The organism is Xanthomonas sp. WHRI 8932A, assembly GCF_035012785.1.
GTDB lineage: Bacteria > Pseudomonadota > Gammaproteobacteria > Xanthomonadales > Xanthomonadaceae > Xanthomonas.
The window spans coordinates 402,586-416,275 of record NZ_JAYGQQ010000003.1 but is presented as its reverse complement, the minus strand read 5'-3'; the positions used below and the strand labels follow the sequence as shown (position 1 = coordinate 416,275).

Genomic DNA, 13,690 nt, shown 5'->3' with positions numbered 1-13,690 from the left:
ATGCGCGCACCTTCACCGCAGGTGTGCGTTGCCGGCTATTTCCCGGCTCGCCCTGTGACGTGATGGCGCGGCCTGCATGGTTCGCCGCATGCGGGGCCGTTTCATTCCGGCGCCAGGAAATACTCCCATGACGTTTCGTTCCAAGCGACCGATGTCGATCGGCCGCGCCGTTGTTGCGCTTGCCATTTGCACCGCTGCGCCCGCGAGCCTTGCAGGCACATTGCTATCGCCCTCCATCTCGGCTGCAGATGATCAACGTATCGATGCGCTGATGCCGCCACTGCTGCGCACACCTGCCACCGCACGTGTTGCGCCCGAGCAGCGTGCCGGCATGCAGCACAGCACTGCTGCGGTATCGCGTGCATTTCCGTCAGTCACGCAAGAATTCAAGCAATTTTTGGATGCGCAGGCACAGCGTAGCTACGCCACGCGCGAGGCCACCGCCAAGGTGCGCGACCCAGCGGCCTTCGCGCAGATGCAGCGTTATCTGTTCAATCGCTACAACGGCCTGACCGTGCTGCGCAGCGTGCATCAGCGCGGCAAGGTGTTCGACTGCATCCCGCTCGCGCAGCAGCCCGCGTTGCGCGATGGCGGCGCGCTTGCCATGCCGCCCAGCATTGCGGCCGGCGTCAGCAGCAGCGCTCCACTCGATGCGGCGCAACGCTGCGATGCTGGCAGTGTGCCGTTGCAGCGCATCGGTCTGGCTGACATGAGCCAACACACAACGCTGCGGGCGTTCTTGCGCGGCACCACACCGCAGGCGAAGACACCCGACCGCCCCACTCTGCTACCCGCCGCGGAGGATGCCGCGTCGGTGGTGCATTACTACTCCACCATTTACCTGGACACCGCCGGCTCGCCAGTGACCGGCGCCGGTGCCGATCTCAACACCTGGGTGCCGGCCGTGCGCGCCAACGATGCGCAGTCGATCAGCCAGATCTGGCTGGCTGGGTACACGGCGCAGCGGCAGATCCAGACCCTGGAAGCCGGTTGGCAAACCCAACCTGGCGCAGGCTGGGGCAACACGCCGATCCTGTTTATCTATTCCACGCAGGACGGCTATATCAACACCGGCTGCCATAACCTGGATTGCGCCGACTTCGTGCAGACCAGCACGGCGAATGTGCTCGGCGCAGCGCCCGCCGGCGGCTTCAGCACCGCGGGCGGCAAGCAGGCCATGTTGCATGTGGAATTCCAACGCAATGCCGACGGCTATTGGTGGTTCGGCTTGAATGGCGAATGGATCGGCTACTACAAGGCCGAGCTGTATGCCGGCGACATTGCCGAAGGCAGCGCCAATATCTTCATCTCGGCCGGTGGCGAAATTTCCACCTGGGATGGTCGCCCCAGCACACCAATGGGCAGCGGGCGGTTCGCATCGGCCGGCTACCGGCAGGCCGCGTTCCAGGCCAACCACTTTTATCGCGATGCGGCCATGGCCACCTGGCCTGCACAACGGTTGTCATCGATGAGTGTGGAGCAGCCGTCGTGCTACACGTTGGCGATTGCCGGCTACAGCTATCCGTATGCGTTGGGAGCCGGCGTCTCCCGCACCAGCCTGTCGCCGGAGATGCAGAACGGCGGCATCTACTTCGGCGGGCCTGGCTGCGCCCGCTGAGTCGCTGCGAACGCGCGCACTGCTGCAGCGCGCGCGTTCGCTTGTTGGCCACGACACGAGCCCGCATGCAGTTGCGCAGTTGTGCGGTGCATGCTGAAACGTCAGAACTGCCAGCACCACTTCAGCGCGCGGCCAAGTGGTGGTGGTTTATCGGCCTGCCCAATGCAGAGTGCTCATCACGGCAGGCACGCCCATGCTGTCTGGAGGTCCTTGCAAGCGACACACAGCCAGCAAGGACTCACCACGCCACTCGCCATGGCAATGGACGCCTGTTTACGGCAAATCCACGCCTGCGCACACGGCCGGGCGCGCATCCTTGATCTGCTGCACGCCACTGGCATCGAACTGCAGCGCCGCATGTTTCGGCGCAAATGCCGGCCATGCAGGCAAGCCCTTGGCGTTGGGATTCCCACGCTGCACGAACGCCGCCCAATATTTTTGCAGGCTCACCGCTGGCTGGCCGATGGGCAGGTCCTTGAACAGGAACGGCAGTTCGGCGCTGTGAGTCACCTGCCCACCCGGCGCTGCGGTGTCGAACACGTAATGCCACACCGGCACGCCGAGCGCGGCCTGGCGCTGCGCTACAGTCACCGCCGGGCAGCGAAAAGTGAGATCGGTGGACAGCTGCATCGCGGCATTGCCCTGGCGCTCGGTACGTTGCGCCGCATGCTTACGCTGCGCCTGCAACACCGCCTCGGCACGGTCGGGATAATCGCGACGCAGACGCGCCTGTGCGCCCTGGTCGCCGCCGTAGGTGAGCTCCTGCACCACGTAGCCGATCAACAGCGGCACCTTGGCCTGTGCGCCACTGGCCAGCAGCTCGGCCGGGGCACGCGGCAGCACGCGGCCATCGACAACGGCTTGCAACCAGATGTAGCCATCGTCATCCAACGCTGGCACATCCACGTCCTGCCCGGCCTTGAGCAACCGCTCTACCGGCAACGCGCGCAATTGGCTCAGGCGCGTCGCGGCATCGTCGATACCTGCACGTTTGGCGATGGCAACGCCCAACGCGCGATTGTCTTCCAGGCTGCGCGCCGGCAGCCCGAAACCAGCGGTGCCGCTTTGTTCGATCGCCGCAGAAAACAGCCCGCGCGCGAGTGGGCTGAGCATCAGCAAGCCCACATCCTGGCCACCGGCCGACTGCCCGGCGATGGTGACCCGCGCAGGGTCGCCGCCGAACTGCGCGATGTTGTCGCGCACCCAGCGCAGCGCGGCGATCTGGTCGAGCAACGCGTAGTTTCCGGCCGCTTGGTTGTCGCCATCGCGCAGTTCCGGCAGCGACAGGAAGCCCAACGCGCCCAGCCGGTACTGCAGCGTCACCACCAGCATGTTCTGCGCGACAAGATTGGTGGGCAGATGCCCATCTGCACCGCCGGCGACATTGGCGCCGCCATGGATCCACACAAACACCGGCAACGGGGTTGCCGGCTTCAGCGTGGGTGTCTGCACTTCGACGTAGAGGCAGTCTTCGCTGCCGCGCCTGGCCATCGCATCGTTCCAGCCCAGCGCGGGCTGCACGCACGGTGTGGCCGCCTGGGTGGCGTCACGCACCTGCGTCCATGCGGCAACCGGTTGCGGCGGGCGCCAGCGCAATGCGCCCAGCGGCGGCGCCGCGAAGGGGATGCCACGAAACACCGCACTGCCGTCGGCCTGCCATTGCCCACGCACTACACCGTGATCGGTGCGCGCTTCCGGCGGCGTCGCAGGAAGCGTAGACGCGGCAGCAAACGCGCTGCCGCTCAGTGTGCAGAGGGCAGCAAGCAACCAGGCCGATGGACGCATCACAGCGCTCCGGTGTCGACGCGGGCGCGCCAGGCCGCCTGAAACACGGCGGTGGCCGACGCCACATTGAGGCTTTCGACCTTGCCGCTGCCACGGATGGATAACTGCAGATCGCACTCGCGTGCGAACTGGCGATCCATGCCTGCGCTTTCCGCACCCATCACATACACCAGACGCTGCGGCAACGCGGCGGCGAAGACATCGTGCCCACCGTCGACCAGCGTGGCCGCGATCGCGAAGCCGGCCTGGCGCAGCTGCGTCATCGCCACAGCGGTCTCGGGCAATTGCACCAGCGGCACGGCTTCGGCACCGCCTTCGGCAACGCGCGCGGCGGCGCCGGACAGGCCCAGCGTGGAGCCGGCCGACAGCAGCAAACCGGCAACGCCGAAATGTGCCGACGAGCGCAAGATCGCACCGAAGTTATGCGGGTTGCCCACGCCATCCAGCCACAGCGCCAGCACCGGGCCATGCGGCAATGCCGCCAGCCACTCCTGCAAGGGCTGCGGCGATACCCGCAACACCTCGGCCACGATGCCTTCGTGATGCGTACTGGCCGCCAGCTTGGTGAGGTCGGCCTCCTCCACCACGCGGTAACCGATGCGCTGGGTGACGCACCAGGCCAGCAAGGCCTTGAACTGCGGAATGCGCGCCTCGGTCAGGTAGAGCTTGCGCAGCGCCTGCGGACGCGCGTCGAACACCGCCTGGATGGCATTGATGCCGTACAGACGCAGCTCGCGCGCGGTGTTGGCGTTGGCGGCGGCTGGTGCGGCGGCGGCGGTGCGTGCCGCAGGCGCAGCCGGTGCCGGCGCACGTGGCGCCGCACGGCCCCAAGGGTTGAGCGGCGCAGCGCCGCTGCCGGTGTTGTCGCGTGGCGGCCGTGAGCCACGTCCATCATGCTGTTTCATCGTTGTGTCCAGAAATCCGCGTTCTTGATGCCGAGCGACACCGGATCGAAGACCGGATCCAGCCCCTGGCGTTTTTGCCGTTCGTAATCCTTCAAGGCCAGCATGGCCGGCTTGTGCAGGATCAGGATGGCGATGATGTTGAGCCAGGCCATGACGCCGACGCCGATGTCGCCCAGCGCCCAGGCCAGCTGCGCATTGTGGAACGCGCCGAAGATCACCATGCCCATGATGCCCAGGCGCAGCAGCAGCACGGTGAGCGGCCGGCGGCGGCTGCCATTTATGTAGCTCAGGTTGGTTTCGGCCATGTAGTAATAGGCCATGATGGTGGTGAAGGCGAAGAAGAACAGCGCCACCGCCACAAAGCCCGCGCCCCAGCCCGGCAGCACCGATTCCACTGCCGCCTGCGCATAACCTGGGCCTTCTTCCACCCCAATCAGGCCGGCGTACAGGCCCGGCTTGGCACCGTCGGGCGCGTACACGTTGTACTTGCCGGTGGTGAGGATCAGGAACGCGGTGGCGGTGCACACCATCATGGTGTCGAAGTAGATCGCAAACGCCTGCACGTAGCCCTGCTTGGCCGGATGCGACACCTCTGCCGCTGCCGCAGCATGCGGCCCGGTGCCCTGCCCGGCTTCGTTGGCATAGATGCCGCGCTTGACGCCCCATTCCACCGCCAGCCCCAGCAAGGCGCCGAACGCGGCATGGCTGCCGAACGCACTGCTGAAGATGGTGACGAACATGTCCGGCACGCGCTCGGCGTTAAGCACCATGATGACCAGCGCCATCAGGATGTAGCCCATCGCCATGAACGGCACCACGATTTCGGCGAAGTTGGCGATGCGCTTGACGCCGCCGAAGATGATCACCGCCAGCATGCATGCCACCAGGATGCCGATGCCCAGCTTGGCCGCATCGCGCATCGGCAGGCCCATCCACTGCCCGTCCATCGCACCGCACAGGCTGGTGCCCCGGCAGGCGTTGATGGCGCTGTCTGCAATCGCGTTGGCCTGGACGCCCGGCATCAGAAAGCCGGTGGCGATGATGGTGGCCACCGCGAAGGTGAGCGCGTACCACTTCAGACCCATCGCCTTTTCGATGTAGTACGCCGGGCCGCCGCGATAGCGGCCATCGGCATCCTTGATCTTGTAGATCTGCGCCAGCGTCGATTCCACGTACGACGTGGACGCGCCGAGAAAGCCCATCACCCACATCCAGAAGATCGCGCCCGGCCCACCGAAGGCGATGGCGGTGGCGACGCCAGCGATGTTGCCGATGCCGATGCGCCCGGCCATCGACATCGCCAATGCCTGGAACGAGGACACCCCGGCATCGGACTTCTGCCCGCCCACGGTGAGGCGAATCATTTCCACGAACCCGCGTACCTGCATGAAACGGGTGCGGATGGTGAAGTAAACGCCTGCGCCCAGGCACATGAAAATCAGTGCCTTGCTCCAGACGATGCCGTTGATGCCATTGATGAGTGCTTCCACGCAATCTCCCCGAGTGCTGGATCGTGAACCCCAGCGCCGTGGGGAGTGGGTCGATTCTGGCCGAAAGCGCCGCTCGATGCGACGTGCATGCGAGTTGCGCCGTCAGCGCGCGACAACGTGCCGGCGGCGCATGTGCGAATCGTGCGCACCATCGTGGGGCATCGGCGCTGCACGCCGCACGCCCTGTGCAACGACGCCAGTGGTGTTCGCGAGCTTGGCCGAGACCGGATGCACGTCGCGAGCGGTCATCGGATAGCGGTGGACGGTGGGTTCAGAACCGGCGTGTGCGCAGGGCACATGCCGGTTCCGAGCAGCGACCGCAGCCGCCTGGCGGCCGCGCAGTCGCGTTGTTGGCCGCTTCTGGCGCTCAGCGCTTGGCGGTCTGCGCCTGCTTGAGCGCGGCGCACAAGCGGATGGTTTCGCCGGTCTGCGCCAGGCCGCGATCGGCGCCGCTGAGTTTGGCCAGGCGCGGCTGGAAGAAGGCATCCAGGCGGTCGGCCTCTTCCACGCTGCAGCCACCGGATGCGCCGAGCGCCGGCAGACCGCCGCCGTCGAACGACCCGCTGCGCTGCACGATGCGGTCGAAGTTGGCGGTGAACCACGGCCACATTGACGCATGCGGACCCTCGTAGCTGTTCCCACGCGTCAGCATGCTCTTCATCTCGCCGACCTTGATGGCATCGGTCAACGCAAAATCGCGCACCTGCTTGAGCAACGCCGGGTCCTGCACCGCGCCCAGTGCAGCGATCATGGCGTTGCGCTGTGCGGGGTCGGCGTGCGTGCGCAATGCCGCGATCAGGGTCTGCACCGCGGGGGCGCCGTGTTCCTGCGCGGTGACCGCCAGCACGGTGCCGAGCAGATCCGGGTTGGCCGCAGAAAAGTCCAGCGCCCCGTTGCCACCGGCCAGCACCGCATCGCCCTGGGCAAGCAACGCCTTGCGCACTTCCGCGTTCTGCAGACGTAACCCAAACAGCCCGACCAGCGACGACCGCAGCGCGGTGTCGTCGACCGATTCGCCGCTACGCCGCACGTAACCCAGCTGGCGCAGGCGCGGCAGATACGCCTGTTCGGCGGCCTTGCGCAGCGCGCCGCGCTGCGCCTCGGTGCTGGCCTGGTAGCGCCAGATCCACCCGAAGCGATCCACCAGCGCGGTCGAAACATCGGCCGATGCGGACGGTGCCAGTTGCTTGAGCGCCATCAACACCGCATCGCTGTCGGCATCGCCGTGGCGGTAGGCCGCATCGATGGCATCGGCGTAGGCCAACTGCTCGTTATCGTCGAGTTGAGCAACCTGCTTGCCGAGTGCGGCCAGCTGCTTCTTCGGCAGGCTGAAACGGTAATAGCCGGCGCCATGCGCGTTCGGGAACACCCAGGTGTTCTTGCCGGCGCCGTCCAGCACGATGCTGCCGCTGGCGTCTTCCAGCAGCTGGCAGGCGGTACCGACCTGGTTCTTGCCCTTGCCGTACTTCACGCATACCGGCACGCCCCACTGCTGCGCGGTGGAGCCGGTCGAACCCAGCGGCAAATACCGCTGCTGCTGCAGCTTGACCACGGTCTTGCCGCCTTCGCGCGCCACCTGGGTCTGCAGGTACGGCACACCCGGCTGATTCAAGAAACTGCGGAATGCCGCCTTGAAGTCTTCGCCCTTGCCGGCGGCTTCGGCGATCGCATCGACCAGATCGTCGGCGGTGGCGCTGCCGAACTGATGCTTGGCGATGTAGGCGCGCATGCCTTCGCGGAACACGTCCTCGCCAACGAAGGCTTCGAACATCGCCAGCACCGCCGCACCCTTCTGATAGGTGATGCCATCGAAAGCGGTTTCGATATCGCCGTTACCGGTGATCGGCTGGCGGATCTTGCGTGCGCTGACCAGGCTGTCGTTATTCATCGCGTATTGCGCGCCGCCGATGCGATCCAGGTTGGCGTGATATTCCGGGTGCAGCTGCATGGTGATTTTCTGCTGCATCCAGGTGGCGAAGGCTTCGTTGAGCCACAGGTCGTCCCACCATTCCATGGTCACGGTGTCGCCGGTCCACTGATGCGCCAACTCGTGCGCGTTGGTGTTGAAGGAGCGCTGCACGTTCTCGGCCGGCGAATCCTTGTCCAGCAACAGCAACCAGTCGCGGAAGGTGACAAACCCGGGGTTTTCCATCGCGCCGGCGCTGAAATCCGGTGCGGCGACCAGATCGAGTTTGTCGAACGGATAACCGAAGGCGTAGTAGTCCTCCAGCGCGGCGATGATCGCCGGGGTCTGGTCCAGCGCCGGAGTGATACGCGGGCCCTGACCCTGGGCGGCGATGCCGCGCAGCGGCGTGGCGTTGGGGCGCTGCGGAGTGGCCGGCATTGGCGGCACGTCCACCACATCCCACGGGCCGGCGGCGTAGGCGACCAGGTAGGTCGGCAACGGCACGGTCGGCGCAAAGGTCACCGTCTTCCAGCCCTTGCCCGCCGGCTTGGTGGAGGTGGCGATGGTGTTGGCCAGTGCCTGATCGTCGCTGGGCACGGTCAGGCTGAGGTCGAACGGGGTCTTGAACGCCGGCTCATCGAAGCCCGGGAACGCGTAGCGCGCACTGATCGGCTCCATCTGCGTCATCGCATACGCTTTGCCCTGGTACTTCACCTGATACAGGCCCTGCAGCTGCTGGTTGAGCGGCGCGCTGTAGGTGATATCCACGGTGAGCGTCTGCGGCTTGAGCGTGCGCCCGAACTCCAGGCGAACCACACCGGTCTGCGCATCGGCATCCACATAGCGCGCGGTGAGCGCCTTGCCCTTGGCCGGCTTGACCGTGGCCTTGCTGACCTTCAGCTCCTTGCCGTGCAGCCACAGATGGTCGGATGCCTGCTTGAGCTGCACGCGGATGGTGGTGCGGCCACTGAACTGCGCCTGCTCGGGGTCGACCTTGATCGCCAGGCTGTAGCGCTCGGGCACCGCCCAGGTCGGCAACCGTCCATTGGGTACCGGCTCGCCGGACGTCTGCGCAAGTGCGTTACCGCAGCACAGCGCAAGGAGGGAAGGAGCAAGCAGGCAGGCAAGACGACGCATGGGCAATTCCGGTCAGGGTAACCGCCGAAGTCGACCACAGCCGGGGATGACTGTCATGTGACCTTAGTCACTGCACCGACGCAGCGAAGGCTGTCGATGCCGACGCTGGCGGCTGCGATCAAGGCAGTGGCACATCACGCACAGTTGCGCCACAGGGTGACTGGCACGCATGTGCCGCGTGCAGCCATCCGCACACGCGCACAACGTAGCGGCGCCCAGCATCCGGGTCCTGCAGCCAACATCGCCAACCAGCGGAACTGCGGGATGCCGATCACTCGCGCAGGCGCAATGCTGCGACCGCGCACGCGTGTCGAGCAGCGCTTAGAGCGGCTAAAACGCCTGGCGCGCAGTCGTCAGGTAGGCGTGGACGGCACGCTCAAACCCAGAGTGCATTAGTCACACATGCCGCGCCGGGCACCGACCACGCCCGCCAGGCGGCGAGCGTAGTCGTTTTGACGGCCGCGCTTACGCGTGCCCGCCCACCGATGGCGTGGTTGCCTCCAGGGTTTCCAGCTCGCGTGCGACCGCTTCCGGCGACTTGGTGTACGGGGCGATCAGGCTGTAGAACGCCGGCACCACGTACAGCGACAGCAGCGTGGACAGCGACACACCGAAGATCACTACCACGCCGATAGTGGCGCGGCTGGCCGAGCCGGGCCCGCCGGCCACCACCAGCGGAATCGCGCCAACCACAGTGGCGATCGAAGTCATCAGGATTGGACGCAACCGCACCGAGGCCGATTCGACGATGGCCTGATGCACGCTGCGGCCTTCGTCGCGCAACTGATTGGCGAACTCCACGATCAAAATGCCGTTCTTCGCCGCCAGGCCCACCAGCATCACGATGCCGATCTGACTGAACAGGTTGAGCGTGCCGCCGGTGAGCCACAAACCGACCAATGCACCCAGCACCGCCAGCGGCACGGTGAGCATGATCACCAGCGGATGCGCGAAACTTTCGAACTGCGCAGCCAGCACCAGATACACCACCAGCAGGGCCATGCCGAAAGTCAGCAACACCGCGCTGCCGGATTGCTGGTATTCGCGCGATTCGCCCTTCCAGTCCAGCTGCGCATATTCCGGCAGTTCTTCCTGCGCGGCCTGCTGCGCCCAGGCGATGGCATCGCCCAACGGGTAGCCCGGCGCCAGACCGGCGGTGATGGTGATCGCGCGCAGGCGATTGAAGCGGTTCAAGGTGCCGGCTTCGGCCACTTCGCTCAAGCTCACCAGGTTGGACAGCGGAATCAGCTCGCCACGGGTAGAGCGCACGCGGATGGCGGTGAGATCTTCCGGCGACATGCGACCTTCGCGCCCGGCCTGCAACATCACGTCGTATTCCTCGCCGTTGTCGACGAAAGTGGTGACGCGGCGCGAGCCCATCATCGCCTCCAGCGCGCCACCGATGGCGGTCACCGGCACGCCCAAATCGGCTGCGCGCAGGCGATCGATGTTGACGCGCATCTGCGGGCGGGTTTCCTTGTAATCCGAGTCCGGGCCGACCAGGCCGGGATTGGCTTCCATGCGCTGCAGGATGCGGTCGCGCCACTGCGCGATCTCGGCATAGTCCGGGCCACCGAGCACCAGTTGGAAGGGTTGGCCGCGGCTGCGCACCAGGCCGCCACTGACCTGTGTGCGTGCGCGCACACCACTGAGCACGCTGAGCTTTTGCTGCAGCTCATCGGCCACCTCGGTGGTGGGGCGTGTGCGTTTTTCCCAGTCCTGCAAGAACACGCTGACGCGGCCGGTGTGCATTTCTTCGCTGCTGCCAAAGCCGCCGGGCACGCGCGGGTTGGCACGCACGATGGGTTTGTCCGGGCCGACGTACGGGCGCAGGATGTCTTCGACCTGATGCATCTGCCCCACGGTGTAATCGAAGCCGGCGCCTTCGGGCCCGTCGATCATGATCTGGAAATTGCCGCGATCTTCCGCCGGCGCCAGCTCGGATGGAATGCGGCTCATCAACCAGGCGCTCGCGCCCAAGGCCAGCAGCATGAGCAGCGCGAAGATCCAGGTGCGGTGCACATGCCGCTCCAGCGAGCGCCCGTACGCGCCGGACACCGCCTGCATGCGCCCGTTGAACCAATGATGGAACCGATTGGGTTTGGCCACGCTGTGCGATCGCAGCAGCTTGGACGACATCATCGGCGTCAGCGTCAGCGCCACGAAAGCCGAGATCGCCACCGCCGCAGCCAACGCCACCGCCAACTCGCGGAACAAGCGCCCGGTATTGCCTTCCAGAAATCCCACCGGCAGGAACACCGCCACCAATACGGCGGTGGTCGCGATCACCGCGAATGCCACCTGGCCGGTACCGCGCCTGGCGGCCACCAAAGGCGGCTCGCCCAGATCGATACGGCGCTGGATGTTTTCCACCACCACGATGGCATCGTCCACCACCAGGCCGATACACAGCACCAGCGCCAGCAAGGTGAGCAGGTTGATCGAAAAATCGAACGCGTACAGCGCAATGAACGCCGCGATCAGACACACCGGCACGGTGACCGCCGGAATCAGCGCTGCACGTGCGCTGCCCAAAAACACCCAGATCACCACCAGCACCAGCACCACCGCTTCGACCAGCGTGTGATAGACGCGTTCCACCGCCGCATCGATGAAGGTGGTGGTGTCGAAGGCGACAAAGATGTTGGTGCCCTGCGGCAGCGACTTCTGCACTTCTTCGGCCTGCGCGCGTGCTTCGCGCGCCACATCCAGCGCGTTGGCGGTGGAATTGCGCACGATGCCCAGGCCCACGTTGGGCACGCCATTGCTCTGGAAATAGGCGCGCCGTTCGGCCGAGGTCAACTCCACCTTGGCCACGTCGCCCAAGCGCACCACATAGCCGCCCTCGCCCTTGCTCAACGGCAACTTGGCGAAGTCTTCCGGCTTGAGGTAGCTGCGCTCCACACGCAAGGTGAAATCGCGCTGCGCCGATTCGATGCTGCCGGCCGGCAGCTCCACGTTTTCGTTCTGCAGCGCCGTTTCGACATCGGCCACGGTGAGTGCGCGTGCGGCCAGTTGGTCGCGGTCCAGCCAGATGCGCATCGCATAGCGCTGGCGTCCGCCGATGCGCACCTGCGCCACGCCATCCAGGCTGGAGAAGCGGTCAACGACATAGCGCTCGGCGTAGTCGGACAGCTGCAGCGTGTCCATCGTGCTGGAGCTCATGTTGAGCCACAGGATGGGGTCGGCGTCGGCTTCGACCTTGGAGATTTCCGGCGGGCGCGCCTGGTCGGGCATGCGGTCGGAAACGCGGCTCACCGCATCGCGCACGTCGTTGGCTGCCGCTTCCACATTGCGCGATTGCACGAACTCGATACTGATGTCGGACGAGCCATTGCGACTGCGCGCTTCGATGGTGGCAATGCCCTCGATACCGGCCAGCGCGTCTTCCAGCACCTGGGTGATGCGGCTTTCCACCACCGCTGCCGAGGCGCCGGTGTATTCCACATCCACCGAGACGATGGGCGGGTCGATCGCCGGCAGTTCTCGCAGCGTGAGGCGGGTGAACGACATCACCCCCAACACGATCAGCAACAGGCTCATCACCACCGCCATCACCGGGCGGGTAATGGACAGGTCGGAGAGTTTCATTGTGCCGCTGCCTGCGGACGCGTCGACGCGGGCGCGGCCTGGTCGACCACCTTCAGGCCCGGACGCAGCTTGCCGGTGCCGTCCACCACGATGCGCTCACCAGCCTTGACGCCTTCCAGAATCTCCACCTTGCCATCGCGCCGTTCGCCCAGCCGCACGTCGGCACGCTCCACGCTGCTGTCGGGTTTGACCCGAAACACGTACGACTCGCGCCCCACCTGCACCACCGCAATCTCCGGGATCACCACCGCCTGCCGCGCCGGCTGCAGTAGCCGCACATCCAGCAGCATGCCCGGGCGCAGGCGGCGATCGTCGTTGGGGAAGTCCGCACGCACGGTCACCGAGCGGGTGGTCTCGTCGATGCGCGAGTCGATCGCGGCAACGATGCCGTCGAAGCGCGCACCTGGATACGCCGCCGCGGTGCCATTGACGGTATTGCCGAGCTGCACCAGACCGAACTGAGATTCCGGCACCTGAAAATCCACGTACATGCGCGCCACATCGTCCAGCGTGGCGATCACGGTGCTCGAGGTGATCAGCGACCCGGGGCTGATCTGGCGGATGCCCAATACGCCGGAAAACGGCGCGCGCACTTCGCGATCGGTGATTTCCGCGCGCATCTGCTGCACCCGCGCCTGCGCTGCATCGCGCAGCGCGCGCTGGGTGTCGACCGTGGACTTGGCGACCAATTGCTGCCCAACCAGGCTCAACTGGCGACGATAGAGCTGGTCGGTTTCCTCGAAGGTGGCTTGCGCGGCGGTCAACGCGGCCTGCTGCGAATTGCCGCGCAGCCGCAGCAGCAACTGCCCGGCCTTGACCTCATCGCCGCTGTCGAAATTGACCTGCTCGACCACATCGCTGACCGCTGCGGTGAGCGCGACCGATTCGCGCGCACGTACGGTGGCGATCGATTGCACGGTGGAGTTCCAGGGCTGCACCGCAACCGGCTGCACGACCACCGGGATGGGCTTGGCAGCGGCCGGCGCGCTGGCCTGACGGGCACAACCGGACAGCCACACGGCCAACAAGAGCGCGGCGCAATTGCGCGCGCTGGGCAGAACAAGCATCAGAACATCCTGGCGGGGTACCGCGAAAGTTTACCGACCTCACCGCCAAGCGTTGACAGAAAGGGCGCGCTTTGCACCATGACCAAAGACCCTTGCCGTCGTCGTCATGATGCGCTGGTCGGCGCGGCCCTCGACGCTGCATACCAGCGCCCGGGCAGGCCCGATGGCGCAAACCCGCGCGGTCACTCCAC

General features: G+C 65.9%; 7 protein-coding genes. 1 reads left to right on the top strand and 6 read right to left on the bottom strand.

The window, feature by feature from the left end:
• Nucleotides 1–127: 127 nt before the first annotated feature.
• Nucleotides 128–1,618 (top strand): neprosin family prolyl endopeptidase, encoded by a 1,491-nt coding sequence (locus VC212_RS06870; protein WP_323514608.1) that lies wholly within the window; start codon nt 128–130, stop codon nt 1,616–1,618.
• Between the two features lie 273 nt (nt 1,619–1,891).
• Here VC212_RS06870 and VC212_RS06865 read toward each other — a convergent pair whose 3' ends face one another.
• From VC212_RS06865 to VC212_RS06840, 6 genes are all read right to left on the bottom strand, one after another.
• Nucleotides 1,892–3,406 carry a carboxylesterase family protein gene (locus tag VC212_RS06865; RefSeq protein ID WP_323514609.1) on the bottom strand — a complete coding sequence of 505 codons (1,515 nt, stop codon included), beginning with the start codon at nt 3,404–3,406 and terminating at the stop codon, nt 1,892–1,894.
• Nucleotides 3,403–4,308 carry a TrmH family RNA methyltransferase gene (locus tag VC212_RS06860; RefSeq protein ID WP_311238911.1) on the bottom strand — a complete coding sequence of 302 codons (906 nt, stop codon included), beginning with the start codon at nt 4,306–4,308 and terminating at the stop codon, nt 3,403–3,405. The genes VC212_RS06865 and VC212_RS06860 overlap by 4 nt, the downstream gene beginning before the upstream one ends.
• On the bottom strand, nt 4,305–5,798 hold the full coding sequence (locus VC212_RS06855) for an alanine/glycine:cation symporter family protein (RefSeq protein WP_055848793.1): 1,494 nt from the start codon (nt 5,796–5,798) through the stop codon (nt 4,305–4,307). The genes VC212_RS06860 and VC212_RS06855 overlap by 4 nt, the downstream gene beginning before the upstream one ends.
• Before the next feature lie 367 nt (nt 5,799–6,165).
• Entirely contained in the window at nt 6,166–8,841 is a 2,676-nt protein-coding gene (locus tag VC212_RS06850; RefSeq protein ID WP_323514610.1) for a M1 family metallopeptidase, read from the bottom strand.
• A gap of 465 nt (nt 8,842–9,306) precedes the next feature.
• The gene (locus VC212_RS06845; protein WP_323514611.1) at nt 9,307–12,432 is read right to left on the bottom strand and encodes an efflux RND transporter permease subunit; all 3,126 of its coding nucleotides are present in this window, start codon (nt 12,430–12,432) and stop codon (nt 9,307–9,309) included.
• Nucleotides 12,429–13,499 carry an efflux RND transporter periplasmic adaptor subunit gene (locus VC212_RS06840; RefSeq protein WP_055848782.1) on the bottom strand — a complete coding sequence of 357 codons (1,071 nt, stop codon included), beginning with the start codon at nt 13,497–13,499 and terminating at the stop codon, nt 12,429–12,431. Before VC212_RS06840 ends, VC212_RS06845 begins: the two co-directional genes overlap by 4 nt.
• Nucleotides 13,500–13,690 lie beyond the last annotated feature (191 nt).

Bases quoted from the DNA above. Each gene is read 5' to 3' on its own strand.
- VC212_RS06840 (WP_055848782.1), bottom strand. From the start codon at position 13,499: ATGCTTGTTCTGCCCAGCGCGCGCAATTGCGCCGCGCTCTTGTTGGCC.
- VC212_RS06845 (WP_323514611.1), bottom strand. From the start codon at position 12,432: ATGAAACTCTCCGACCTGTCCATTACCCGCCCGGTGATGGCGGTGGTG.
- VC212_RS06860 (WP_311238911.1), bottom strand. From the start codon at position 4,308: ATGAAACAGCATGATGGACGTGGCTCACGGCCGCCACGCGACAACACC.
- VC212_RS06850 (WP_323514610.1), bottom strand. From the start codon at position 8,841: ATGCGTCGTCTTGCCTGCCTGCTTGCTCCTTCCCTCCTTGCGCTGTGC.
- VC212_RS06870 (WP_323514608.1), top strand. From the start codon at position 128: ATGACGTTTCGTTCCAAGCGACCGATGTCGATCGGCCGCGCCGTTGTT.